Origin of the sequence: Aestuariivirga litoralis (assembly GCF_015714715.1) — a bacterium.
Classification (GTDB): domain Bacteria; phylum Pseudomonadota; class Alphaproteobacteria; order Rhizobiales; family Aestuariivirgaceae; genus Aestuariivirga; species Aestuariivirga litoralis_A.
Window position 1 is genome coordinate 2,118,740 of record NZ_WAHS01000001.1, and the last position, 25,793, is coordinate 2,144,532.

The 25,793-nt window shown below is 58.4% G+C and carries 26 protein-coding genes; 7 read left to right on the forward strand and 19 right to left on the reverse strand.

The genetic code is table 11. The features are described 5' to 3' along the window. Complete coding sequence (gene rbfA, locus F8B91_RS10765; protein ID WP_432432035.1) at window positions 1-384, reverse strand: 30S ribosome-binding factor RbfA; 384 nt, start codon at window positions 382-384, stop codon at window positions 1-3. 104 nt (window positions 385-488) lie between these two features. Between rbfA and F8B91_RS10770 the strand changes: the two genes are divergently transcribed. From F8B91_RS10770 to F8B91_RS10780, 3 genes are all read left to right on the forward strand, one after another. Further along, complete coding sequence (locus F8B91_RS10770; RefSeq protein ID WP_196503695.1) at window positions 489-1,493, forward strand: aromatic ring-hydroxylating oxygenase subunit alpha; 1,005 nt, start codon at window positions 489-491, stop codon at window positions 1,491-1,493. Window positions 1,494-1,593: 100 nt separating this feature from the next. Next, on the forward strand, window positions 1,594-2,967 hold the full coding sequence (locus F8B91_RS10775; protein WP_196503696.1) for an HD-GYP domain-containing protein: 1,374 nt from the start codon (window positions 1,594-1,596) through the stop codon (window positions 2,965-2,967). A gap of 169 nt (window positions 2,968-3,136) precedes the next feature. Continuing rightward, window positions 3,137-3,358, forward strand: a complete 222-nt coding sequence (locus F8B91_RS10780; protein ID WP_196503697.1) for a hypothetical protein — start codon at window positions 3,137-3,139, stop codon at window positions 3,356-3,358. Between the two features lie 21 nt (window positions 3,359-3,379). Here the strand turns inward: F8B91_RS10780 and F8B91_RS10785 are convergent, their stop codons facing one another. The 18 genes from F8B91_RS10785 to speB form a co-directional block, all read right to left on the reverse strand. Further along, window positions 3,380-3,706 (reverse strand): nuclear transport factor 2 family protein, encoded by a 327-nt coding sequence (locus F8B91_RS10785; RefSeq protein ID WP_196503698.1) that lies wholly within the window; start codon window positions 3,704-3,706, stop codon window positions 3,380-3,382. 77 nt (window positions 3,707-3,783) lie between these two features. Beyond that, window positions 3,784-6,369, reverse strand: a complete 2,586-nt coding sequence (gene infB / locus F8B91_RS10790; protein WP_196503699.1) for a translation initiation factor IF-2 — start codon at window positions 6,367-6,369, stop codon at window positions 3,784-3,786. Between the two features lie 6 nt (window positions 6,370-6,375). After that, the gene (locus tag F8B91_RS10795) at window positions 6,376-6,957 is read right to left on the reverse strand and encodes an RNA-binding protein (protein WP_196503700.1); all 582 of its coding nucleotides are present in this window, start codon (window positions 6,955-6,957) and stop codon (window positions 6,376-6,378) included. 19 nt (window positions 6,958-6,976) lie between these two features. Next, window positions 6,977-8,572, reverse strand: coding sequence for a transcription termination factor NusA (gene nusA / locus F8B91_RS10800; protein WP_196503701.1), 1,596 nt, complete (start codon window positions 8,570-8,572; stop codon window positions 6,977-6,979). A 2-nt stretch (window positions 8,573-8,574) separates the two neighbouring features. Next, the gene (gene rimP, locus F8B91_RS10805; protein WP_196503702.1) at window positions 8,575-9,165 is read right to left on the reverse strand and encodes a ribosome maturation factor RimP; all 591 of its coding nucleotides are present in this window, start codon (window positions 9,163-9,165) and stop codon (window positions 8,575-8,577) included. Window positions 9,166-9,275: 110 nt separating this feature from the next. Next, the gene (locus F8B91_RS10810; RefSeq protein WP_196503703.1) at window positions 9,276-9,674 is read right to left on the reverse strand and encodes a DoxX family protein; all 399 of its coding nucleotides are present in this window, start codon (window positions 9,672-9,674) and stop codon (window positions 9,276-9,278) included. Window positions 9,675-9,751: 77 nt separating this feature from the next. Then, on the reverse strand, window positions 9,752-10,054 hold the full coding sequence (locus F8B91_RS10815) for an AzlD domain-containing protein (RefSeq protein WP_196503704.1): 303 nt from the start codon (window positions 10,052-10,054) through the stop codon (window positions 9,752-9,754). Next, window positions 10,047-10,766, reverse strand: coding sequence for an AzlC family ABC transporter permease (locus F8B91_RS10820; RefSeq protein WP_196503705.1), 720 nt, complete (start codon window positions 10,764-10,766; stop codon window positions 10,047-10,049). The genes F8B91_RS10815 and F8B91_RS10820 overlap by 8 nt, the downstream gene beginning before the upstream one ends. Window positions 10,767-10,803: 37 nt before the next feature. Continuing rightward, window positions 10,804-11,058 (reverse strand): Txe/YoeB family addiction module toxin, encoded by a 255-nt coding sequence (locus tag F8B91_RS10825; RefSeq protein ID WP_196503706.1) that lies wholly within the window; start codon window positions 11,056-11,058, stop codon window positions 10,804-10,806. Then, window positions 11,055-11,309: a type II toxin-antitoxin system Phd/YefM family antitoxin gene (locus tag F8B91_RS10830; RefSeq protein WP_196503707.1), complete on the reverse strand. Its 255-nt coding sequence runs from the start codon at window positions 11,307-11,309 to the stop codon at window positions 11,055-11,057. The genes F8B91_RS10825 and F8B91_RS10830 overlap by 4 nt, the downstream gene beginning before the upstream one ends. 42 nt (window positions 11,310-11,351) lie before the next feature. Next, the gene (locus tag F8B91_RS10835) at window positions 11,352-12,203 is read right to left on the reverse strand and encodes a DMT family transporter (RefSeq protein ID WP_196503708.1); all 852 of its coding nucleotides are present in this window, start codon (window positions 12,201-12,203) and stop codon (window positions 11,352-11,354) included. Between the two features lie 51 nt (window positions 12,204-12,254). Further along, window positions 12,255-12,668, reverse strand: coding sequence for an NUDIX hydrolase (locus F8B91_RS10840; RefSeq protein ID WP_196503709.1), 414 nt, complete (start codon window positions 12,666-12,668; stop codon window positions 12,255-12,257). Between the two features lie 167 nt (window positions 12,669-12,835). Beyond that, window positions 12,836-13,579, reverse strand: a complete 744-nt coding sequence (locus F8B91_RS10845; RefSeq protein ID WP_196503710.1) for a sulfite exporter TauE/SafE family protein — start codon at window positions 13,577-13,579, stop codon at window positions 12,836-12,838. A 3-nt stretch (window positions 13,580-13,582) separates the two neighbouring features. Continuing rightward, the gene (gene trmB / locus F8B91_RS10850) at window positions 13,583-14,272 is read right to left on the reverse strand and encodes a tRNA (guanosine(46)-N7)-methyltransferase TrmB (RefSeq protein WP_196503711.1); all 690 of its coding nucleotides are present in this window, start codon (window positions 14,270-14,272) and stop codon (window positions 13,583-13,585) included. A gap of 109 nt (window positions 14,273-14,381) precedes the next feature. Then, window positions 14,382-15,572, reverse strand: coding sequence for a methionine adenosyltransferase (metK, locus tag F8B91_RS10855; protein WP_196503712.1), 1,191 nt, complete (start codon window positions 15,570-15,572; stop codon window positions 14,382-14,384). 222 nt (window positions 15,573-15,794) lie between these two features. Then, a complete protein-coding gene (locus F8B91_RS10860; RefSeq protein ID WP_246715024.1) occupies window positions 15,795-16,142 on the reverse strand; it encodes a helix-turn-helix domain-containing protein in 348 nt (115 codons plus the stop codon). A 184-nt stretch (window positions 16,143-16,326) separates the two neighbouring features. Next, window positions 16,327-17,871 carry an apolipoprotein N-acyltransferase gene (gene lnt / locus F8B91_RS10865; RefSeq protein ID WP_196503713.1) on the reverse strand — a complete coding sequence of 515 codons (1,545 nt, stop codon included), beginning with the start codon at window positions 17,869-17,871 and terminating at the stop codon, window positions 16,327-16,329. Continuing rightward, window positions 17,871-18,830, reverse strand: a complete 960-nt coding sequence (gene speB, locus F8B91_RS10870; RefSeq protein ID WP_196503714.1) for an agmatinase — start codon at window positions 18,828-18,830, stop codon at window positions 17,871-17,873. Before speB ends, lnt begins: the two co-directional genes overlap by 1 nt. A gap of 92 nt (window positions 18,831-18,922) precedes the next feature. Here speB and F8B91_RS10875 point away from each other — a divergent pair, with 92 nt between their 5' ends. The 4 genes from F8B91_RS10875 to F8B91_RS10890 are packed head-to-tail and all read left to right on the forward strand — an operon-like array spanning window position 18,923 to window position 25,756. Next, window positions 18,923-20,038 (forward strand): NAD(P)/FAD-dependent oxidoreductase, encoded by a 1,116-nt coding sequence (locus tag F8B91_RS10875; RefSeq protein WP_196503715.1) that lies wholly within the window; start codon window positions 18,923-18,925, stop codon window positions 20,036-20,038. Beyond that, window positions 20,035-21,609, forward strand: coding sequence for a 5-guanidino-2-oxopentanoate decarboxylase (locus tag F8B91_RS10880; RefSeq protein ID WP_196503716.1), 1,575 nt, complete (start codon window positions 20,035-20,037; stop codon window positions 21,607-21,609). The genes F8B91_RS10875 and F8B91_RS10880 overlap by 4 nt, the downstream gene beginning before the upstream one ends. Continuing rightward, entirely contained in the window at window positions 21,610-22,275 is a 666-nt protein-coding gene (locus F8B91_RS10885; protein ID WP_196503717.1) for an HAD family hydrolase, read from the forward strand. Between the two features lie 52 nt (window positions 22,276-22,327). After that, window positions 22,328-25,756, forward strand: coding sequence for an acyl-[ACP]--phospholipid O-acyltransferase (locus tag F8B91_RS10890; RefSeq protein WP_196503718.1), 3,429 nt, complete (start codon window positions 22,328-22,330; stop codon window positions 25,754-25,756). Window positions 25,757-25,793: the final 37 nt, after the last annotated feature.

Sequence of the window (25,793 nt, forward strand, 5' to 3'; positions counted from 1 at the left end):
TCAATCCTTCTTGTCGAGATCCCGCTGCACTTCGGGTTTGTGCAGGATGTCGTCGATCTTGTTGGCGTAATCGAGCGAGGTGTCGATGCGGAAACGGATTTCCGGGGTGAAGCGCATTTCAAGCTTGGGCGCCAAAAGTCCGCGGATGAATTTGCGGTGCTTGTTCAGCACGTCGAGCGCCTGTTTTTCCTTGCCTACAATCAAACTGCGCATGAAACATGTGGCAATTTTCAGATCGGGCGAGAGCTGCACTTCGGTAATCGTCGGGGCGAGCCGGTCAATCTCCGGATCGCCCACATCGCCACGCTGGATGACTTGCGCCAGCGCATGGCGGATCAATTCGCCGGCGCGAAGCATTCTTTGGGATGGTGCGGAACCTGCCATAGATTGTGACATAGTGAAAATGGAGCCGCACTTCAACCCGGCGTCGATTGACAGGTTTAACGATTGAACTAGCGTGGGCGCCCAGCCTTTGCCAGGAAGCCAACATGCTCAATCTTGATGCCCGCTATTATGTTTCACCGGACACGTTGTTGAAGGAGCGCAGCTCGATCTTTGCGCGCAGCTGGCAGCATCTGGGGGCGGCCTCGCAAGTGGCTGAGCCCAATGCCTATCTGGCAGCGGATATTGCGGGCTACAAGATTTTCGTTTTGCGCGGCAAGGATGGCGTGTTGCGCGCCTTCAAGAATATGTGCCGGCATCGCGGCGCGCAGCTGCTGGAAGATGGCAATGGCAAATGCAACGGGGTGCGCTGCCCCTATCACCAGTGGCTTTACAACGACAAGGGCGACTTGTTGAGCGCACCTTGGTTTGGCGACAAGCCGCCCATCGTGCTGGAAGACTGGCCGCTGGAGGCCATCCATGTGGATGTATGGCGCGGGCTGCTGTTTGCGGCGCTTGATCCGGAGATGAGCCTGATCGAACAGCTGGGTGCGCTGCCGGAAGAATTGGCTGATGAGCCGATCGAGACCTACATGCTCGACAGGCAGGACAAGGTGGAGTTTGACGCCAATTGGAAAGTCTATACCGACAATTTCGTTGAGGGCTATCACATCCCCGGTATTCACCCGGGCTTCTTTGCGGCGATTGATTTCAAGCAGTTTGCAACGACGGCGCATAAAGGCTTTGTGCGGATGACCTGCCCGCCGCGCGAGGACTTGTTTTATCGCGGCAAGTGGCTGTGGATGTGGCCGAACTGGACGCTGAGCCTGTTTGAAGGCGGGATGAATACATCGCGCATCAATCCGCTGTCAGTGGGGCGCACCGAGCAGCTCTACAATTTCTATTTCGATGATCTGACACCCGCCACCAAGGCGGCGCGCGACAAGACGATCGCCGGGAACCTGGCGGTGGTGCAGGAAGATTGCGATGTGTGCGCCGGCACCCACAAGAACTACGAGACGGGGATGTTCACCACCGGGCCGCTCTCGTCACGGCATGAAGAGGGCGTGCATTATTTCCAGCAAAGGGTGGCCGGGGCGCTGGGGATCTGAAACCCGAGATTGCTGAGAAAATTCCACCTTTCTTCACCATTTCCCACCACGGATTCTTAAACAGGGTCGGTTACGCCTTGTGGTTTATAGTGGGAACCCGATGACCAAGGTTACGAATGAACAACAGTTGCCCGCCGGCGTGGGCCTGTCGGAAATGGTCAGTGCGCTCAGCTATGCGCTGGACATCAGCGAAGGCCATGCCACCGGGCATTGTGTGCGCGCCTGCTGGATTGGCTTTCACATTGGCCGTGAAATCGGCATGCGGCCGAAGGATTTGACCAATCTCTATTATACGCTGCTTTTGAAAGATGTGGGCTGCAGCAGCAATGCGGCCCGCATTTGCAATCTGTATCTCGCTGACGACATCGCGCTGAAACATGATTTTCAAAAGGTGAATGACAGCCTGCCGCAGATCCTGCGCTTCGTGCTGTCGCGCACCGGCGTGCAGGCCAAGCTGGCCGAGCGTTTCCGCGCACTGGTCAATATCGCGATGAATGGCGGCACCATTGCCAAGGAGCTGTTCCACACACGCTGCCAGGCGGGCGCAGACATTGTGCGCCAGATGCGCTTCCCCGAAGCGGTGGCCAAGGGTGTGATGGATCTCGACGAGCACTGGAACGGGGAAGGCCAGCCCGCCAAACTTGAACGCGAAGAGATTTCTCCGCTGGCGCGCATCGCCCTCGTGGCGCAAATCTGCGATGTGTTTTACACCAGTGGCGGCACGGCAAGTGCGATGGCCGAGTTGCGTGCGCGTTCCGGCACATGGTTTGAACCGCGCCTTGTCGAAGCGTGCGAACGCGCGGCGAAAATCCCTTACTTCTGGTCCATTCTTGACTCGGCGGATTTGAACCGCGAGGTGGTGAACCTGTTGCCGCCAGAAGAGCGCATGGCCGTCGATGATGATTATCTTGACGACATTGCCGCGGCTTTCGCCAAGGTGATCGACGCCAAGTCTCCCTATACCAATGGCCACAGCGAACGCGTAGCCCTGTTCACCGACATGATCGCGGAAAAGTTGAAGCTTGATGATGCGCACCGGCGCCGCTTGAAGCGCGCGGCCTTGCTGCATGATATTGGCAAGCTTGGTGTGTCCAACCAGGTGCTCGACAAGGCTGGGCAGCTGGACGAGGCTGAATGGGCTTCGGTGAAGAACCATCCAACACTGGGAGAAACCATTCTCTCACGCTTGAGCGTGTTCCAGGAACTGGCCCGGATCGCTGGTTCGCACCATGAAAGGCTTGATGGCACGGGTTATCCGCGCGGATTGAAGGGCGATGAGATCGATCTGGACACGCGCATTGTCACCACTGCCGATATTTTCGACGCATTGACCGCAGAACGGCCTTACCGCGCTGCGCTGCCGCTGGAGACGGCCTTCGACATCATGGAAAAAGATGTGGGAACGGCGGTCGATCCTACGTGTTTTGCTGTGCTGAGATCAGCCTTCCAGCAATTGGGCAAAATTGCAGCCTGAGGCGGGATATCATATATATCTCATTGTTTTATAAGTATTTTTTAAAATTTTTATTACTGTCTTTGTTTCGGCACAGAAATGCTGCTACATTCACGGTATGTTCTTCGTTGATTTGCGTAAAATGCCAAGAGTAACTTTCCGTAAGTTGGGGCGTCACCAAGCCACTGGCATGGCGCATATTCCCATGGATCGCCGGCTGGACAGCCACATCGAAATCGACAGCCGGCTGAAAGGCCGCGAAAAATTTGAAACCATTTTGCATGAAGCGCTGCATCTGGCGCTTCCGCATCTGTCAGAAGAAGACGTTTTGAAAGCCGCACGGTTTCAAGCGCTGGTGACCTGGTCTGAAGGCTACCGGCACCGCAACAAGCCGAATTCTTCGTCGCAGTAAGCTTGCGCTTCGGCTTTTAATTTACAGCAGGTCTGCCTCAACGCCTGTGATCAGGCCATCTTTGTTGAAGGCGAAATTCAGCATTCCCTTTTCGTGGCCGAAATCTCCGGTGAAATCCACATGAGCGTTGGCGTGGGTCGTGTCGATGATCTCGATTGCGTCCAGTTGGGTGACGGTGTGGTAGCCGACGAAATATTCTTCGAAATATTCGCGGAGGCCGGACTTGCCCTTGAACTTTTTACCCACTGACCTCTCGTCGATCACAGCCTTGGCGGAGAAGAGTGTGAGCGCCACCTCAACGTCGAAAGCATTCATGGACGTGATGAATTTGGTGATGGTGGTTTCCATGGTGGACTCCGGGATGCGGTGAAGAGACAAAAAAGGCAGCCGCTGGGGCTGCCCTTTGAATTTGACGAGTTGCTGAATTACGCCAGCGTTCTCGCAACCTTCTCGACGCGGAAGCATTCGATGACGTCGCCGGCGCGCATGTCTTCGTATTTCTCGAAAGCCATGCCGCATTCCTGGCCTGACGGCACTTCGCGGACTTCGTCCTTGAAGCGCTTGAGCGTGGACAGCGTGCCTTCGTGGATGACCACGTTGTCGCGGATCAAACGCACCTTGTTGCCACGCTGCACCGAGCCTTCGGTGACCATGCAACCTGCCACCTTGCCGACCTTGGTGATGTTGAACACTTCCAGGATCTTGGCGTTGCCGATGAAGGTTTCGCGCAGTTCCGGCGCCAATTTGCCGGCCATTGCTGCCTTGATGTCGTCCACCAGGTCATAGATGATGTTGTAGTAACGCACTTCGATGCCCTGCTGCTGGGCGGCATCACGCGCCTGCGCATTGGCGCGGACGTTGAAGCCGAGCACAACAGCACCCGAGGCTGCGGCGAGCGAGATATCGCTTTCGGCGATACCACCCACGGCATAATGCACCACGCGGGCCTTGATCTCTTCGTTGCCGATCTTTTCCAGCGCCTGGACGATGGCTTCGGCAGAACCCTGCACGTCGGCCTTGACCAGGATCGGGAATTCCTTGCGGCCCGATGCGCTGATCTGCGTCATCATCTGCTCGAGCGACGAGCGCACGGAAGACGAGCCGCGCTTTTCGCGCTTCTGGCGTTCGCGGAAATCAGTGATCTCGCGGGCACGGGCTTCATTCGGCACCACGTCAAAACGGTCACCCGCTTCTGGTGCGGAGTTGAGACCCAACACTTCCACCGGGAATGACGGCGGAGCGTCCTTGACCATCTGGCCCTTGTCGTCTTGAAGCGCGCGTACGCGACCCCAGGCGCCACCGGCCACGAAAATGTCACCCAGCTTCAGCGTTCCGCGTTGCACGAGCACAGTCGCCACAGGGCCACGGCCCTTGTCGAGCTGGGCTTCCACCACGAGGCCTGAGGCTTCGCGGTTCGGATTGGCGCGCAGGTTGAGAACTTCGGCTTGCAGCAGGATGGTTTCGAGCAGCTTGTCGAGATTGGTGCCCTTCAAAGCGGAGACTTCCACATCAAGCGTGTCACCGCCCATGCTTTCCACCACAATGTCATGCTGCAGCAAATCGGTGCGCACGCGCGTCGGGTTGCCGCCCGGCTTGTCGATCTTGTTGATGGCGACGATGATCGGAACACCAGCCGCTTTCGCGTGATTGATCGATTCTACCGTCTGCGGCATCACGCCGTCATCGGCAGCGACGACCAGAATGGCAATGTCAGTGGCTTTGGCGCCGCGGGCACGCATCGAGGTGAAGGCTTCATGGCCCGGCGTGTCGATGAAGGTGACAAGACCGCTGGTGGTTTTGACCTGATAGGCACCGATATGCTGGGTGATGCCGCCGGCCTCACCGGAAACAACATTGGTCTTGCGGATGGCGTCGAGCAGCGAGGTCTTGCCGTGGTCAACGTGGCCCATGATGGTGACGACGGGCGGACGCGACACGAGTGTGTCTTCGGCATCCTCACTACCATCGAGGCTGTCCACGACGTCTGTTTCGGAGACGCGCTTGACCTTGTGACCCATTTCTTCGGCGATGATCTGGGCGGTATCGGCATCGATCACGTCATTGATCTGATGCATCTGGCCCTGCTTCATCAGCAGCTTGATGATGTCCACGGCGCGTTCGGCCATGCGGTTCGACAGTTCCTGAATGGTGATGGTTTCAGGAATGATGATTTCGCGCGACGATTTTTCCGTCGGCATCTGGAAGCCCTGGGCCTGCTTCTTCAAACGTTCGGTACGGCGGCGGAAGGCGGCGACCGAATGGCCACGTGCATTCTCGTCCTCGTTCAAAGCATTCTCAACCGTCAGGCGGCCACGGCGCTTGTCAGCGTCAGCCTTGGTACGGGTGGGTGCGGGAGCCGGGATGACGCGCTTGACGGTGGAGAAACCACCGGGGCGCACGCTGGTCTTGGCACGTGGCTTGGATTCATCTTCGTCCTGCTGGTCACGCGCCGAGGGTGCCGACTTTGGTGCAAGGCGCTTGGCAGCTTCATCGGCCTTCTTGCGGCCCTCTTCTTCGACACGGTGACGGTCATCGTCTTCGGCCTTGCGCTTGGCAGCGGCGTCACGTTCAACCTTGTCATGCTCGTCCTGGATCTTGCGACGAACGGCTTCTTCTTCCTGGCGCTTGCGGTCTTCAGCTTCGCGCACGCGCGAACCGGCAAGCGCGCGTTCACGCGCTTCACGTTCTTCAGGGCTCAGGGTGCGCAGCACCACGCCGGGGCGCGGCGGCGTGGGCCGTGACTCTGGCGGACGCGAGCCCGGCGTCTGTTCGACCACGCGGGGCGAGGGTGTCAATTTCGGTTTTTCTTCAGCCACCGGGTTGGTGGTGGTCGCAGCGGGGCGGTCATCACCGAAGCGCTTGCGCTTGGTTTCAACAACAACGGTCTTCGTGCGGCCGTGGGCAAAATTCTGCTTCACCCGCGATTGATCGACCGCAGGGCGCTTCAAGCTCAGGGTATGGCCACCGGGGCGGGCACCTGAGGTATCATTCGGGTTATTCGTGTCGCTCATGCGGTATTAATTCAAACCTTTGATTTTCAAATTCTCGTACTGCGCCAGACCGCCCGCTAAATCCAGCAAATTCCGGGCCTGGCCGCCCTCATTTACGGCGGCATGTACCACATTTTCGCGGCCAAATGCCAAGTCCAATTCCTGGGGGACGAAGAAATCCAATATAACACAGTCCGGGCCCGCATGGCGGTTCAGCTTTGCCGCACCGTCGGGGGAGGAACCTGCTACATGGATCAGAACCTTTACATGGCCCTTCCCCAGCGCATCTTCAACCTTGCTGTTACCGGACGTTGCCAGACCAGCTTTGCGGCAGAGTGACAGTGCCTGCACCACATCCTTACGGATCAGCACGCCTACCAGATCAGGCAGCCCCGGGTCGGCCTTGGCTTCCTTGTCCAGCGCGCGGGCGAAGGAATTGCGCTTGAGCGCCTCCCCCAACGTCTCACGGGATTTTGACACCCAGCAGCCACGGCCTGGCAATTTGCGTTTCAGATCAGGCACCACCTGCCCCTCCGGAGAGAGGACAAAGCGGATCAGCTCGGTATCAGGCTTTTGAACGCGAGTGACGATGCAGGTCCGCTCTGGCAAGTTGGTGTCATCCTCCAAATCAGGGGTTTGCCTCTTCGACCGGTGCTTCTTCCGCGGCCGGAGCTTCGATCCAGCCCAAGGCCACGCGGGCCCGGAGGATCATGTCCTGCGCTTCCGACGAAGAAACCTCAAAGCCGGTCAAGGCACCCGGATGCTTGGTGGTTTCGCCGTTCTTGCGTTCGTTCCAGCCGATCAGTTCGTCGGTGGCGCAATCAGCGAAATCTTCCAGCGTCTTGACGCCTTTTTCGCCAAGGGCGACCAGCATGGCGGGGGTGAGGCCTTCAAACTGCGCCAGATCATCGGCAACGCCGAGGGCCTTGCGCTTGTCTTCCAGTTCGGTGGCTTCGCGCTGCAGGAATTCGCGGGCGCGGTTCTGCAGTTCTTCCGCCGTGGCTTCGTCCAGACCTTCGATGGAGGAGATTTCGCGCGGGTCTACCAAAGCAATTTCCTCAACCTTGTCAAAGCCTTCTGATGCCAAGAGCTGGGCCAGCGTTTCGTCCACGTCGAGGGCCGCAACGAAGCGGTCGGTACGGGCGGCGAATTCCTTCTGGCGGCGTTCACTTTCCTCGGCCTCGGTCAGGATGTCGATATCCCAGCCGGTGAGCTGCGAGGCCAGGCGCACATTCTGGCCGCGACGGCCGATGGCGAGCGAGAGCTGCTCATCCGGCACCACGACTTCAATTCGCTCGGCTTCTTCATCGAGCACGACCTTGGAGACTTCAGCCGGGGCCAAAGCGTTGACCACAAAGGTGGCCACATCCGGCGACCACTGGATGATGTCGATCTTTTCGCCCTGCAGCTCGTTCACCACGGCCTGCACGCGCGAACCGCGCATACCGACACATGCGCCCACGGGATCAATCGAGCCATCCTTGGAACGCACGGCGATCTTGGCGCGCGAAGACGGATCGCGGGCAACAGACACAACATCCACCACGCCGTCATAGATTTCCGGCACTTCCTGGCCGAACAGCTTGGCCATGAATTGCGGATGAGTGCGGCTCAGGAAAATCTGGGGGCCGCGCTGTTCGCGGCGCACGTCATAGACATAGGCGCGGATACGGTCGCCCTGGCGCGGGGTTTCGCGCGGCAGGGTTTCGTCACGGCGGATGATGCCTTCGCCACGGCCGAGATCGACGATGACATTGCCATATTCGACACGCTTGATGATGCCGGAGATAATGTCGCCGATGCGGTCCTTGAATTCGGCATACATGCGCTCACGCTCGGCATCGCGCACTTTCTGCACGATGGTCTGCTTGGCGCTCTGGGCGGCGATGCGGCCAAATTCGATCGGCGGCAAAGCTTCGGCGATATAGTCGCCAACCTGGGCGGCCGGGTTCTTCTTCGAGGCTTCCACCAAAGTGATCTGCTTGGCGTCATCTTCCACCGCTTCGACCACCAGCAATAGGCGGTTCAGGCGGGTTTCACCGGTGCGCGCATCGATTTCGGCGCGGATTTCATTTTCCTGGCCATAGCGGGCCTTGGCGGCCTTGGTGATGGCCTCTTCCATCGCTTCCAGCACGATCGATTTGTCGATCGACTTTTCGCGGGCCACTGCATCTGCGATCTGCAGCAGTTCAAGACGGTTGGCGGAAACAGCTGTGTTGGCCATGATTATTCCTCTTCAGAGCCTTCAGGATTGATTTGGTCTTCGTCGATTTCAGCGCCGTCGCCATAGGCTTTGGCAGGCAGGCGCGATTTGGCGTCTTCGATCAGATGATCGGTGAGAACGAGATTGGCTTCGGCAATATCAGCGAAGGGCACGCCGACCAGCAGCTTTTCGCCACCTTCCGGATTGTCGATGAACAAGCGCACTTCGCCTTCGTGGTAGCCTTCAAGATCACCACGGAAGCGCTTGCGGCCAGCTTGGGCCACAGCCATTTCAATCTTTACCACATGGCCGGCCCAGCTTTCAAAATCAGACGGGCGCACCAGCGGGCGGTCAATGCCCGGCGATGAAATTTCGAGATGATATTTGGCCGAGATAATATCTGCGACGTCCAGCATCGGCGAGAAAGCGCGGCTGAAATTTTCGCAGTCATCAATGGTAAAAGTACCATCCGGGCGTTCCGCCATGATCTGCACGGTGGAGCCGAACGTCTTGATGCGCACCAGCCTGAAGCCCATGTCGGCCAGTACCGGTTCTGCCAAAGCGGCCACGCGCGCGGCGGGGCCTTGTTCTCGTGAAAGTCTCTGTTCTTCCATTTTTACGTACAAAAAAAGCGGGCCCCTCGCGGGACCCACTCCATCATTTCTTCGATGTGAGTGAATTCTTGAGGCGCATATAGCGCCCCATTCACCAAAACACAAGGGGCTTAGGAAGCGGCTCCAAATCGGGTGCCGGCATAGGGCGATTGCGGCTTGCGCGCTGCATTCTGGGTGAAGAACGAAACCAGCAGCAGCACAAACATGATCACCGCCGGCTGCCAGCCGGGCTGGCCGGATGTGACGTGAGCGGAGAAGGCCAGCGGCAGATGAAAGAACATGCCGGCATAGGCCAGGTCACTCAGCGCCACTGAATAGCGCGAGAGGATGGCGACGGGGCCGAGCACCTTTACGATGGGCAGCAAATAAGTGAGGTAAACCGGATAGCCCAGTTTCGGGAACATGTCGGCCACCATGTCATGGGCGAATGTGTACATCACTGCGCCGGCCAGATAGCCGAGGCACAGCAGGCCGGTGGCGATCCAATAGATCCATTTTGTCTTGTTCATTGCGGGTTCCATTTCTTTGTAACTTTATTTGTTACAGATACCAGTATTTGTTGTTACCCTGCAAGTCCTTATTTCAGTCATCCGCGCAGAATGGCGACCAGAGCTGCCGCAACGAATCCCATGATCAAGCCGGCCCATTGGCGTTTGGTGACCAGCATGGTGACCAGTGCAACCAGTGCGCCGACGACATTGGTGATGCCACCGGCGAAACAACTGGCGGCGACGAAGGCCACGAAAAGATTGGCGGGGGCGAGGCGCAGGAAGCGTTGTGCCTGGCTGTCGGCGGGCAACAGGCCCGCAGTGAGATAACCTCCGGTGCGCAAGGCATAGGCGACGAGGCCGACACAGCAGACGGCGGCGATAATGTGCCAATCAGTCATGATCGCCACGCACCATGCTGTAAAGCGTGCCCACGCTGCCGCCCGCGATCATCGCCCAGCCCGCACCCAGAAAAGGTGCTGCAGCGAGGCCTGCTGCTGCCGACAACGCCCAGGGCAGCACCGACCTTTTGCCCCGCCATTGGGCCGGCAAGAGGACTGCGATGAAAGCCAACGGGAGAACAGCGGTGGCCGCAATAATCGTCGGCGTTGGGGTGAGTGGCAGGAGATAGCCGATGCCCGTGCCGGCGGACCATCCGATCCAGCCCGGCAGGCTGAGGCCGAAAAAATAGCCCGCATCGGGGCGGTTGGTTTTGACGTCAGCCGTGGTCAGCATCCAGGATGCATCCGACATGAAAAACAGGAGGGGCAGCATCAGCCATTTGCTGAAGCGGCCGAAGGACTGCTGCAGATTGGCACCCATCACCAGATAGCGCGCATTGGTGGCCACGCAGGCCAATATCAATGCTGCGATGGGCGGTGGCAGCGTCCACAGGCCCAGCGTGACCGCCTGCGCGGTTGACGAATAGACCAGCAGGCTGAACAGCACCGATGCAAACAGGCCGAATTCAACACCTTTGTAGGCGATGCCCAGAAGGACAGCGGGAACACCGTAAGCCAGCAGGAACGGGAAGCCTGCGATCAGCCCGCGGCGGAAGGCAGCGGCGGTGAAGGCAGGTGTGGAAGGAGTCTGATCAGCAGTGTCAGTTGTCATCGGCTTATATGAAACGCACGGAGGCCGAATTGCAACGCTAGTAGTGATACCGGCACTGGGCGATTTGCAGTGTGCCACTTTCCACCCGGTAAACCAGCCTGTGTTCTTGGTCGATCCGTCTTGACCACCAGCCCTTGAGATTGCCGCGCAGCGGCTCGGGCTTGCCAATGCCCTGAAAGGGTGACCGGGTGCATTCCTTGATCAGCGCATTGAGACGCAGCAGCGTCTTTTCATCCGTGGCCTGCCAGTGGAGATAGTCTTCCCAAGCGGTTTCGGAGAAATGAAGCTTCACTCCTTGAGCTTTCGCTGCTTTCCACCCGTTTTTTCGAGCTGGGCAATGCTCTTGGTCAGGCGGGCGGCATTTGCCGGTGAGCGCAGCAGATACAGCGTTGCCTCATAGGATTCGAAATCCTCCAGCGACATCAAAACAGCAGAAGGCTTGCCGCTGTCACGGGTAATGACCAAGGGCTGATGGTCGGCGTGAACCGCATCCAGCGAAGAGGCCAGGTTTTTCCGGAGTTCTGAAAATGATGTCGTGCGCATGGCCGCAAAGTACTCATTCAAGTACATTAATGCAAGGGCTGTCTAAGCCGGCGCCACCTTCTGCCTTTGCGGCCAGGACGAAGCGATGATGGCGATCAGGATCAATGCGCCACCGATAAAGGCCGCCCGGGAAGGCCATTCAGCGAAAGCCAGCCAGGCCAGAAGCGGCTGCACCGGCACTTCGAGATTGCTCATCAAAGCCGCTTCGCTGACCGGCAGCAATTTCGAACCTTCGTTAAGCAGGATGGCGGCCAGCGCGAAGACCAGACCGAAGACGGCGAGAATGCCGATTTCCGGCAGCGGCGTGTTGAAGGGATCGCCCCAGATCAGGCAGGGCGGCAGCACCAGCAGTGATGACATCACCGTCACGCCTGCTGCGGGAATATCAGGATATCTGCGGAAGGTAGAAAGGCCGATGGCAACTGTGCAAGTCATCCAGAAGGCCAACAGATCGCCCGCAATATGAACCGTTCCAAAAGAGCCTGCGCCAATGATGGCCACGCCTGCCAGCGCCAACACGCTGGCCGCCATCACGATGGTGCGCGGCCATTCGCGGAACCACAACCAGGCCACCAAGGCGGTGAGCATCGGGGCCACGCCATAGATCAGCGAGACATTGGCAATGGAGGTGAGTTTATAGGCCTGGATATAGGCGATGGTGCCTGACGCCCAGAAAAAGGCATTGATCCAGCCCGGCCAACCCAGATTGAAAATCTGGCCCTGCAACTTGCCGCGCCGCGCCATGAAGGCGACAGTGAAAATTACCCCGAATACGCCGCGCCAGAAAATTACATCCCAGCCCGAGACGGAGACGCTGCGGGTGAACAGGCCCGGTGTTGAAAACAACAGAGCCGAGACGGCGACAGTGATGAGGCCTTTGGTGTGCGAGGTCATGATGATCAGGGTGCCCTTACGGGTGCTGCCTGTCAAAGCATGTCAGCAGGATCAAGCGAGTGCGGCGCCGATGATGGCTTGCAGGCCTTCTTCATCCACCAGTTCGGCCGCACGGGCGGCGGCAAACCATTTGCGGCGGCGCTCGTTCTTTTCGGGCCATTCATCGAGAACTTTTTCGACTTCGAAGGGATAGACAACCACTTCGCAATCCAGATCGCCGGAACTGCGGCGCTTTACATAATGATAGATGCCGATGGATTTGCGGCCCACTTCACCTTTGATACCGGCTTCCTCGAAAGCTTCAATGGCGGCAGCGTTCCAATCTTTTTTGCCCTTCATCGGCCAGCCTTTGGGAATGACCCAGCGCCTGGTCTCGCGAGAGGTGATCAGCAAAACCTCAAGCACCTTGCCTTCGCGCCGATAGGGCAAAGCAGCAACTTGCTTTTCGGGGAGGTTTTTCGCCATGAAACTTAAGCGCGGCCAGACAGATGAGAAAGTTGAGAAGTAACGCGCAAAGTCAGTGATTCCTATGCATATCGAATGGAATTTATGGCCAACACAAAAACCGATTATGACAGTTATATGACAGTCATTTCAATCGTCCACAACACCGGCGAGTTATGAACAGCTGATCACCAGACGGGCAGACTGACCAGGATGGCGCAGGCGATGATCACAAAGCAGATGTTACGGAAGAATTGTGGCGAGGCCTTGCCGAAAAGCCGCGTGCCAAGAAAAGTGCCAATGCCATAGACAGGGCCCGTGACGAGGGCGATGGCTGCCAGATGCCAATTGAACAAGCCGTGCCAGGCATAGACGACAATCGATGTGACGGAGCCCAGCGCGAAGAATGCAATGACATTGGCACGCAGCACCTCTGGTGCCGTGCCGGTGCCGAACCAATAAGCGATGACTGGCGGCCCGCCAATCTGCGCAATGCCGCTGAAAATGCCAGAGACGGCCCCGACCAGGCTGGTGACGAAGGCCGAGGGCTTGCCATGGTAACGCCAGCCCGACATCAGCAGCACGAGCATGGCGGTGACCATAAAGGAGATCAGCCAACGCAGGGGCAGCAGTGGCATATTGGCGAGGATGGTGGCGCCCAATGGAATGCCGATCAACGCGCCGGAAAACATCCACATCACATCACGCCGATTGGCAATGCGTGTCGCGCGCGGAATGAGATGAGCGGAGAATACGATATCAATCAAGACGAGGAGTGGCGGGGCGGCCTTGGGATCAATGAACACGCTGGCCAGCGGCACGAAGATCAGCGCCGCGCCAAAGCCTGAAAAGCCGCGCGCCAGCCCGGCGGTGAAGGCCGCTGCGAAAAGCCCGGCCCAGGTGATGGTGCTGATCGTATCAAGACCCAACATCGATCAAGCCTGAGGCGTATTCACAACAAAGGTCAAGTAATGCGAGGACCGGCCCTCGCGGCGGGCCTTGGCTTCGTAGCGGGTTTGAATCCAGTCCTTGTAAGGCTGGCGGTCGTCGCCGGTTTCGGTGAACAGTTTCGATTCCGTCACATGCTCACGCGTCCAACCCACATAGTCTTCAATGTCGGAAGCAAACAGGAATTCGCCCTTCGGCTTCAGGATGCGGGCGAAATGCGCGAGGTTGGCCTGGTTCACGAAGCGGCGCTTTTTCTGGCGTTCCTTGGGCCATGGGTCGGGATAGAGAAGATAGATGCGCTCGAAGCTTTCTGGCGGAAGCTGCTCCAGCAAGGGGCGCGCATCGCCGTAATGGACTTTGAGATTGGTGACCGCACGGGCTTCGATTTCCGCGAGCAGCTTGGCCACGCCGTTGAGGAAGGGTTCGGCACCGATATAGCTGAGTTCCGGATTAAGCGCGGCCTGATGGGCCAGATGCTCACCGCCGCCAAAGCCGATTTCGAGGACGCGGCGCGGGCCTGAACCAGTGAGTGGATTTTCGAGATCGACGCTGACTTGCGGCAGCAGGTTCTGCATCAAAGCCTGATGCTGGGCGCGCAAGGGCTTGCCCTTGCGGCGGCCGTAGAAGAGGTATTTGGGGCCGGGGTTTGTCACGCGAGAATCCAAAAATCTCTCCATAGGCGGGCTTGACCCGCCTATCCATCTTTTCGTTCCGCATGTGGAAATTTAGACTGGGTCGGCGGGTTGATCCCGGATCAAGTCCGGGACGCCGATGAAGAGTCTTCGGTTACTTCACAGCCTTTTTCAGCTTCGCCACCAGGTCCGTCTTCTCCCAGGAGAAGCCGCCGTCCTTGTCGGGCTTGCGGCCGAAATGGCCGTAGGACGTGGTACGGGCATAGATCGGCTTGTTGAGATCAAGATGCGTGCGGATGCCGCGGGGCGACAGGTCCATCACTTTGCGGATGGCCTTTTCGATCTTGGCATCGCCCACCTTGCCGGTGCCATGCGTATCAACATAGACCGAAAGCGGCTGAGCCACGCCAATCGCGTAAGACAGCTGGATGGTGCAGCGCTTGGCCAGCTTGGCAGCAACCACATTCTTGGCGAGATAGCGCGCGGCATAGGCAGCCGAGCGATCGACCTTGGTGGGGTCCTTGCCGGAGAAAGCGCCGCCGCCATGCGGGGCTGCACCGCCGTAAGTATCCACAATGATCTTGCGGCCGGTGAGGCCAGCATCGCCATCGGGGCCGCCGATATAGAACTTGCCCGTCGGGTTGACGTGCCAGACGGTGTCTTTCTTGATCCAACCCTTGGGCAGAGCCTTCTTCACGTAAGGCTCGATCAGCTTCTTCACGTCAGCCGAGGTCATGTTCTCATCGAGATGCTGATGCGACACGACGATCTGGGTGGCCGCAACCGGTTTGCCCTTTTCATATTGCACCGTGACCTGGCTCTTGGAGTCCGGCCCCAAGCGCTTTTCACCAGCATGGCGGGCTTCGGCCAGCAGCTGCAGGATACGCTGCGAATAATAAAGCGGTGCCGGCATCAGGTCTGGGGTTTCATCGCAGGCGTAACCGAACATGATGCCCTGGTCGCCAGCGCCCTCTTCCTTGTTGGCGCCATCATCCACACCCTGGGCAATATCAGCCGACTGGTTGTGGAGCAGAATTTCGACCTTGGCGGTGTTCCAGTGGAAACCGGCCTGTTCGTAACCAATATCCTTGATGGCCTTGCGGGCCACGTCTTCGATCATCTTGTGGGTGACCGACTGGGGGCCACGCACTTCGCCGGCAATCACGATGCGGTTGGTGGTGGCCAGCGTTTCGCAAGCCACACGCACGCGCCACGGATCCATCTTCTCGGCAATTGCCTCGCGGAAAAACAGATCGACGACTTCGTCGGAGATGCGGTCACACACCTTGTCGGGGTGGCCTTCGGACACGGATTCACTGGTGAACTGGTAGGAGCTGCGCGCCATTTAAATTTCCCTCAAAACGGGCTGCCGGAATCGATATAAAGAAAGCTTTATACGGTTGGCGTTCTCATACAGCCAAATTCGCGGGATGCAAGGGCGGAGAGCGCGCAATCCAACGGCTTTCGTTTTAAAATAACTCAACAGTCAAAGTGACTGTCACATAAAAAATCCCGCCAGCACAAGCTGACGGGATTTTCGGCGCGGCTGGACAAGCCAGCCCTTATCTCAAATTTCAGCTTCAGAGATCAAACGCGCAAGGCCAGCAATCAACTTGCGCTGGGCAGGCGATTCCGATTCCTTGAAGGCTTTGACCATTTGCATGCCTTCAGGGGTCATCAGCGTCTTGCTGAGATCCTGGGCATTGGCCTCTTCCCTCATGCCTTCGCCGGCTTCGGTGCCGGGCAGGCCGTCAAAGAAGAAATGGATCGGCACGCCAAGCGTCTTGGCGGCGTAGAACAGCCGGCTGGCGCTGATACGGTTCGAACCTTTTTCATATTTTTGGACCTGCTGGAACGTTATCCCCAACAATTCCCCAAGCCGCTCCTGACTCATGTTGATCAGCTGACGGCGCATGCGAATGCGCGCGCCGACGTGAGCGTCGATGTAGTTTGGATCCCTACCTGACATTGTATCCTTCAGACTGCCCCCAGCCTGGTTCATCTACGCTTGGTTGTCTTGCCCCAAAGCTTACAACACAGCTTGTGCTTGTTGATTGCGAATCGTGATTTATCGTAACCACCCTCAATCAGAGGGCTTCTTAGCTTTTTTTGAAGAAATGTCCAAGCCCAATTACAACCAATAGAAGCACAAAAAACAAGCAGTCGCCCAAGCGGCCATAAGTTGTCTGACTCACAGGTTGTGGCAAGGCCAAATCATAGGCATCAGAAACACCAATCAGAGATTGAAACGTTACACGCCCAAGTGGGTCGATTATCGAAGAAATGCCCGTATTTGCCGCGCGGGCGGCGGGCAGGCCCTGCTCGATCGACCGCAGGCGCAGTTGGGCCAGATGCTGGTAGGGGCCAGTGGATTTGCCAAACCAGCCATCATTGGTGACATTGATCAGCCAGTTTGGACGAATTGAGGGTCCAGCCACCGCGTCCGGGAAGATCGCTTCATAGCAAATTGACATGCCGGCAAGGCCAGCGCCCGGTATTTCTAGATTGGTCGGTCCCGGCCCAGGAGTGAAGCTTTCCGGCAGGCTGACCACCTTGCGCAGGCCCAAAGGTTCCAGCGCCCAGGCCAATGGCAGGAATTCGCCGCCCGGCACCAGATGCCATTTGTCGTAATGGTTCAGCACCTGCGCTTGATCATTCAGGACGAGGATTGAGGTGAAATATTGCGCCTGGTCGTTGGCGGCGGAGCGGCGGACGGCACCGGCCATCAGCGTGGCGCCGGGCGGCATCGCTTTCGCCAGTTCGGCGCGGCCTGCGGCACTTTCATCCAGCAGGAAAGGCACTGAGGATTCCGGCCAGATAATATGGGTGATGGGTTTGCCGGTGGATGACGGCCGCGCATTCAGCGCCAGCAGCGTATCGTAAATCTTGCGGGCATGGCGTTCGAGCCATTTTTCATTCTGGTTGATATTGGGCTGGACGAGACGGACCATCACATCCGGCACATAGGCAGTGGGGTGCGATGCAAGACGCAGTTGGCCCCAAACCAATGAGAGGGGAAACGTGATCAAAAGTGCGACAGCCAGCCAGCGGCGGCGCGCGGTTTCGAAAACCGCGCCATAGATCGCACTGGCCCAGAGCGGGACCATCAGGGAAAGCCCAGTCATGCCGATGATGGACGCCAGTTGCTCCACGCCGAACATGCCGTCACTCATCTGGCCCAAGGCAGACCACGGAAAGCCGGTGAACAAATGCCCACGCAGCCATTCGGCCATGGCCAAGGTGGCGGGCACAACCAGCCAGAGCGGATAGGACCGCTTGGCGGCAAAGCTGGCGGCGAGGATGGCCAGCATCCAAAACACGGCCATGAAGGCCGCAAGGCTGCCCAGCGCAATCGGCATCATCCAGAGATCACGTTCCGGATTGACGAAGAAGGCATAGGCAATCCAGTGCAAAGCCGCGATGAAATAGCCAAGGCCATAAAGCCAGCCGAGCCAGGCGATGCGGCGGTATAAGCTTTGGCTCTCGCGGGTGAAGATCACCAATGCCAGCGGCACGGTGATGAACAGAACCGGCCACAGATCAGTCGGTGGCAAAGCGATGGCCGCCAGTGCGCCAAGAACAAAGAGCTTCAGCGCCTGATGCCTTGCGGCAAAGCGCTGGAGCAAATTTTGTAGAGTTTCCATCAGCGGCGCTTGGCCACCGCTTCCGCCATGCTGCACAGGATTTCAAACATCATCACCGCACCCGCATAGGCCGTCATGCCTGAGGGATCGAAGGGCGGGGACACCTCCACCACATCTGCGCCGACAATATTCAATCCGCGCAGTTCGCGCAGCATTTGCTGGGCCTGGAAGGTGGTGAAGCCGCCGATTTCCGGCGTGCCGGTGCCGGGCGCATAAACCGGATCCAGCATGTCGATATCGAAGGACACATAGACTTCCGAGTCGCCCACGATCTTGCGGGCTTCAGCCATCACCGCCTTGGGGCCCTTTTCCATTGCCTCTTCGATGCGCACGATGCGCACGCCGACTTCTTCGGCATAATCGAAATCTGAATTGTCATACATCGAGCCGCGCAGGCCGATCTGGATCACTCTCTTTGGGTCAATCAGGTTTTCCTCGATGGCGCGCTTGAAGGGCGTGCCGTGGGTATATTTGAAGCCGCCGAAATAGCTGTCATACAAATCGGTGTGGGCATCGAAATGGATCATCGCCACCGGCTTCTTTTCACCCACGGCGCGCAACACGGGAAGCGAGGACAAATGATCACCACCAGCTGACAGCGGGCGGATGCCCTTGGCGACCAGCTTCTTGAAATATGTTTCCACGCGCTTCAGCGCATCTTCCACATTGGCGGGGTTCACTGGGCAATCGCCCAAATCCGCGACATGAGCCAGATCATAGGGCACCACTTTGGTGACTTGGTGCATGCGTCGCACCATCGATGACTGGTCGCGGATCTGGCGGGGCCCATGGCGCGGGCCGGGGCGGTTGGTCGTGCCGCCATCCCACGGAATGCCGACAATTCCGATATCCACATTCTTTGCTTCTTCCAGCGGCACATGCGGCAGGCGGCCCCAGGTGGCAATGCCGCCAAAGCGCGGCGTGACGAGGCCCGAAGTGGGTTGGTTGAAATCGGTCATGTTGGTTTGCGCTCCGATGGTGAGTTTCTGGCTCCACAATAACCTGAAACAGAGCATGGACAAGCGGCCACGCGCATGGCTTTCTTGGCACCATGAATGAGTTTGATTTTATCGTCATCGGTGCCGGCATTGCGGGGGCATCCGTTGCGGCACATTTGAGCGAGAAGGCTTCGGTGGCCGTGCTCGAAATGGAAGAGCGGGCGGGCTATCACACGACCGGGCGTTCGGCTTCGAGCTATGAGCCGAATTACGGGCCGGAGCCCATCCAGATTCTCACGCGGCTTGCGGGCGCGTTCTTTTTCAATCCGCCGAAGGAATTTGCGGATGGCGCGCTGTATCACCGGCGCGGCTCGCTGTTTGTCGAGGGGCCGGGGCAGCAGGCTGCCACCGAAACCTATTTGAAAACCGCCAAGGGCATCACCGAGCTAAACAGCATCGAGATTGTGAAGCTGCATCCGGTGATGAAGCCGTCTTATGCCAAGCGCGGCTTCTATGACGCAGTGACCGGCGATCTGGATGTTGATCTTCTGCACCGCGGCTATCTGAAACTGTTCAAGCAGCGCGGCGGGCAGGTGATGCTGAATGCGGGGGTGCGAGAGCTTTCTTACAGTGACGGCAAGTGGACGGCTGCTACCTCGGCAGGTAATTTTTCTGCGCCAGTCGTCATCAACGCAGCGGGCGCGTGGGGTGATGAAGTGGCCAAGCTGGCGGGCGTTGCGCCCATCGGCATTACGCCGAAGCGCCGCTCGATCGCTGTGGTGCCGATCCAGGGCTATGAAGATTTCATGCGCTGGCCGTTTGTGTGTGATCTGGGCGAGACCTGGTATGCCAAGCCGCAAAGCGGCAAGATGCTGGTGTCCTCCGCCGACCAGACACCGGTGGAGCCGCATGATGCCTATGCCGATGATGAGGCGATTGCCACTGGCATTGCCAATTTCATGGATGCAACCACGATTGAGGTGACACGGGTGGAACATAGTTGGGGCGGGCTTCGCACCTTCTCCAAGGACAAAGTGCCCGTGGCGGGATTTGACGTGAAGGCGCCGGGCTTCTTCTGGCTCGTCGGCCAGGGCGGCTATGGCATTCAGTCGTCGCCTGCTCTGTCGCGGCTGGCGGCGGCGCTGGCTTCTCGCGCGGCTTTGCCTGATGATATTGCGGCTTCCGAATTCAAACTCTCGACCATTTTACCAGACAGGTTTTCAAAATGACCACACGCGCAGAACTTTCGATCGGCGAGGCCTTGGTGGGCCTGCTTGAAGCTTATGGTGTGGATACGATCTTCGGCATTCCGGGCGTACATAATATTGAGATGTACCGCGCCCTGCCGCGCTCGAAGATCAACCACATCCTGCCGCGCCACGAGCAAGGTGCGGGCTTCATGGCGGATGGCTATGCGCGTGCCACAGGCAAGCCCGGCGTGTGCTTCACCATTTCCGGCCCGGGCGTGACCAACATTCTCACGCCGATGGGGCAAGCATGGAGCGACTCTTCCAATGTGCTGGTGGTTTCGACCGCACTTGATGTGGTCTCCGCTGCGCAGGGGCGCGGGCGGTTGCATGAAATGATCAGCCAGTTGGACAGCGCCAAATCGGTCACGCATTTTGCCCGCCGCGCTTACACCGCACAGGATGTTCAGGACGCCTTTGGCGAGAGCTTTGCGCGCTTTGCCTCGGCGCGGCCGCGGCCTGCCTATGTGGAAATTCCGCTGGATGTGCTGAGCCAGCCGGCGGGCAGCAAGGGCTGGTTTGCGGCGGGCCTGCCGTCTTATCCGCAGGCTTTGGAAACGCAGGTTCAGGCTGCAATCAAGAAGCTGAATGGTGCAAAGAAGCCCTGCATCGTGCTGGGTGGTGGCGCGCAGGCGGCCGGTGCATCAGCTTTGAAGATTGCAGAATTGTTGAATGCTCCAATCATCACCACAGTGGCGGGCAAGGGCGTGGTGCCGGCATCACACCCACTGGTCTGGGGCGCGATGCTGCAGCTTGAAGCCAGCCGCGATTTGCTGACGCAAAGCGATTGCATCCTTGCCGTGGGCACAGAACTTTCGGAAACGGATTTCTGGGTGCTGGATTTCGCCATCGAGAAAAACCTCATCCGCATCGATATTGACCCCGCCTCGCTCGGGCGGCCGCATAGTGCGGAGATTGCCATTCTGGCCGATGCCACTTCCACGCTGGCGCGAATTTCAGCGGGCGTGACGCAGCAGAAGAATGTAGCCGCGAAACCGCCTGCCACCGAGAATTCGGAACTGCGGCAGATGATGACCAAGTTGCTGGACGTGATCCGCGAGGCACTGCCGGAAAACACGGTCGTGGTGTCTGACATGACGCAGATCGCCTATGCCGGAAATGAGGTGTTTCCGGTTTCACAGCCGCGCTCATGGATTCATCCGTCCGGTTTTGGAACGTTGGGCTTTGCGTTGCCCACGGCGATTGGCGCCAAATTCGGCGTGCCGCACAAGCCGGTGGTGGCTTTGGCTGGTGATTATGGTTTGCAATATACGCTCAATGAATTGGGCACTGCGGTGGAGCACAAGCAGTCGCTGCCAATTCTGCTGTGGAACAATGATGCGCTGGGGCAGATCCGCGACAACATGGTGGGTGCGGGCATTCAGCCAAACGCAGTGACGCTGAAGAACCCGGATTTCATGGCGCTGGCCAAGGCCTATGGCGCGTGGGCCGAGCGGCCGGAAAATCTTGCGGCGCTTGCGATTGCCATCAAGGCGGCACTCAAGGCAGATGGGCCGACAATCATAGAAATGACGCCGCGGATGTTCGCCTGAGTGTGTGACTGGGCCATCATCTTTGACGTCGATGGCGTACTGCTGGAGCTGACAAGCGCCGAGGAGGAGCTGTTCTTCCAGCCCTTTGCCAGGCGCATTGATGCGGATGTTCTTTCGCGCGACTGGAATTCCTACAAGATACGCAATGACGAAGAGATCGTGAAGGAAATCGTGGCGCGCTATGGCCTGCCACCGATTGAAGCTGCGATGATCACGCGCGAATATCTGGCGCTGCTGGAAGGCCAGCTTGCTTTGGATTTGAAATCGGAAGTGATCGCGGGTGCGGATCAACTGTTGAAGCAATTGCGCGGCAAGGCACGGCTCGGCATCGCCACCGCGAATTTCCGCAAGGCGGCGGAGCTGCGGCTGACGCAGGCTGGGCTATGGCCGATGGTTTCAAGCCTCGCGCATGGGGCTGATGGCGGCGGGGCGAAGGCTGAGATTCTGGCGCGGGCGATTGCTGAAGTGAAACTGCCGCGTGAGCGCATCATTTTCATCGGTGACAATCTCAACGATGTGGAAGCGGGATTGCGCAATGGCGTGCATTTCATCGGCTTCAGCGTGGATGCAAACCGGCGTTCTGCGCTTGCGCAAGCGGGTGCGAAACGTCTTGCAGCGCAACATGACGAGACAACTGCACTGATCGAAAACATTCTCGGCGCTTGACCCTTCGCATGGCGGGTGGCAACCCTCTTTCCAAAACAGGAATTGAGGAATTATGCCCGGCCCCAGTCAATTTGCACTGTTTCGCACCCGCCGCTTTCTGCCACTGTTCATTGCTCAGGCGATTGGCGCCTTCAATGACAATGCCTTTCGTGGCTCGCTGGCCATTTTGTTTTTCTATGGCGCGACACGCCCGGGCAATCCGGAAGGCACCAATGCGCTCGCCGCTGGCCTGCTGGTCATTCCGTTCTTTCTTTTCTCGGCCCTAGCCGGGCAGCTGGCCGACAAATTCGACAAGGCCGTGATGGCGCGGCGCATCAAGTTCGTCGAAATCGGACTGATTGCGCTGGCCAGCTATTCGCTGTTCAGCGGCCAAGTGTGGCTGCAGCTGTTCTGCGTGTTCCTTACAGGCACGCAGTCGGCTTTTTTCGGCCCGATCAAATATGCCGTGCTGCCACAATATCTCACCAAGGAAGAATTGCTGGGTGGCAATGGCATGGTGGAAATGGGCACGTTCCTCGCCGTGCTGGGCGGGACCATTTTTGGCAGCCTGTTCATTCTGGGTGGCGCTGGCTTGCATGTCGTTTCGGGCGCGATGATTGCGCTTGCCATTTGTGCCTATGCGGCGGCCTGGTTCATGCCTCCGGCACCGCCTGCGCAAGCTGATCTCAAGATCAATTTCAACCTCGTTTCCGAAACCTGGAATGTGCTCAAGCAGGCGGCGGAAAAGCGTGACGTACTGCTGTCGATCCTGGGCGTGTCGTGGTTCTGGTTCCTCGGCGTCGTGGTGCTCACGCAAGTCGTGCCCTTTGCACATAATGATCTGCATGCCGATGAAAAAGCCGCCACCACTATCATGGCGGTGTTCAGTGTGGCGACGGGCCTAGGCTCGGCCTTTTGCAATAGGCTGCTGAAAGGCCGCATCACCTTGCGCTTCGTGCCGCTGGCCGCGCTGTTGATGAGCCTGTTCATGTTTGATCTTTATGTGGCGGCTTCGAATTTCGGTGCAGGTTTTGTCGATGAGACGGCCACGCCGTGGGCCCTGTTCGACCGGCTCACCGGCCTGCGGCTGGTCTTCGATCTGTTCATGGTGGCCTTCTGCTCTGGCCTGTTCGTGGTGCCGCTGTTTGCTTTCATGCAATCGCGCACGCCCTTTTATCGCCGTGCCCGCATCATCGGTGCCAACAACATTCTCAATGCTGTGTACATGGTGGTGGCGACCATTCTCTGCGGCGTGCTGCTGAAAATGGGCTTCACGGTGAAGGGGCTTTATGCGCTGTGCGGTTTTGCCAATCTGGTGGTCGTCGGCTACCTCGTCATCACCCTGCCGCAGACTTTGTTCGCCACCGTCGCCCGCTTCCTGATGCGGCTGTTCTACCGCGTCGAAGTGAACGGCATGGAGCATTATCTGGCCGCCGGGAACAAGGCGCTCATTGTGCCCAATCACACTTCCTATCTGGATGGCCCCCTGCTCTCGTGTTTCCTGCCCGAACGCGCTGCCTTCGCCGCGGATACCCGCATGGCCAAGGGCTGGTGGTCGAAGCCTGCCTTTTTCCTGTACGACATGGTGCCGATTGATCCGCTCAACCCGCTGTCATTGCGCGAGCTGGTGAACCGGCTGAAGCGCCATCAAAAGGTGGTGATCTTTCCCGAAGGCCGCCTGACCACCACCGGTGGCCTGATGAAAATCTATGAAGGGCCTGCGGCGCTGGCCAATCTGGCGGGAGCGAAAGTTCTGCCTTTGCGCATCGATGGCGCGCTCTACTCACCTTTCTCGCGGATGCGCGGCAAGCTGAAGCTGCGTCTGTTCCCCAAGATTACGCTGACCTTCCAGCCGCCGGTTGAATTCACCACGCCCAAGGGCCTCGCCGGTTCCGCGCTGCGCGAATGGCAAGCCGAGCAGCTGTACAGCGTGATGGCCCAGATGATCTTCAAGACATCGAATATTGACCGCACGCTGTGGGACTCGCTGCTTGATGCCGCGCAGACGCATGGCAAAGGCCGGCAGATCATTGAAGACATTCAGCGCGTGCCTGTGACCTATGGCCGCCTGATCATGGGCAGCATGGTGCTGGGCCGCAAGATTGCGCAGCTCAGCGGCACGCAGAGGAATGTGGGCGTGCTGCTGCCCAATGCCAATGCGGTGGCGCTGTCGTTCTTCGGGTTGATGGCGCATGGCAAGGTTCCGGCCATGCTGAATTTCTCGACGGGTGCGATCAACATGGCGGCGGCCTGCGTGGCCGCCCAAGTCAACACCATCATCACCTCACGGCGCTTTATTGAAACCGCCGAGATGCAGGGCGACATCGAGGTGCTGAGCAAGAAAAACAAGATCGTTTATCTGGAAGATGTGCGCGGCACGATCGGCACGGGCGACAAGATTTACGGGCTGGCCTGCAAATTCTTCCCGCGTTTGATGTCGTCACGCTCAGGTGCTGTGAAGGATCCGAACAGCCCCGCTGTGGTGCTGTTCACGTCCGGCTCCGAAGGCCTGCCCAAGGGCGTTGTGCTGTCGCATCGCAATCTCAATGCCAATTGGCAGCAGGCGGCGGCGCGCATTGCGTTTTCGCCAGATGACACGATCTTCAATGCGCTGCCGGTGTTCCATGCCTTTGGCCTGTTGGGTGGGTTGCTGCTGCCGCTGCTGGCTGGCGTGCGGACGTTCCTCTATCCCTCGCCGCTGCATTACAAGATCATTCCGGAACTCTGTTATGACACCAATGCCACGGTGATTTTCGGCACCGATACATTCCTCACCGGTTATGCTCGCAGCGCGCATCCTTATGACTTCTTCAATATCCGCCTTGTGGTGGCGGGTGCTGAACGGTTGAAGCCGGATACACGCGCGCTGTGGATGGAGAAATTCGGCCTGCGCATTCTCGAAGGCTATGGTGTGACTGAATGTTCACCGGTGCTGGCGGTGAATACGCCGCTGCATTACCGCTCTGGCAGCGTGGGCCAGTTGCTGGATGACATTCAATACCGGCTGGACCCGGTGGAAGGCATCAACCAAGGCGGGCGCCTGCATGTGAAGGGCCCCAATATCATGATGGGCTATCTGCGGGCCGACACGCCCGGGGTGATCGAAGCGCCGCCCGGCGGCTGGCATGACACTGGCGATATCGTCGATGTGGATGAACTGAAATACATCACCATCCTCGGCCGCGCCAAGCGCTTCTCCAAGATTGCCGGTGAAATGGTTTCGCTGACTGCCATCGAGCAAAAGCTGCAGGTGCTTTACCCCGATGCACCACAAGCCGTGGTGGCGGTGCCCGATAAGAAAAAGGGCGAGCAACTGGTGCTGTTCACCACCGTGGCGAAAGTCGACCGCAAAACTTTGTCAGATGGGTTGAAACGTGAAGGTGCGACGGACCTGATGGTGCCCAAGACCATTGTACATGTGGAAGCATTGCCGCTGCTGGGTTCCGGCAAGACCGATTATGTTTCGCTGAACCGGATGGGGCTGGAGCAAGTGGGCGGCTGACGCTACGCGCTGCCGGAATGCTGGCCTCAAATCGGCG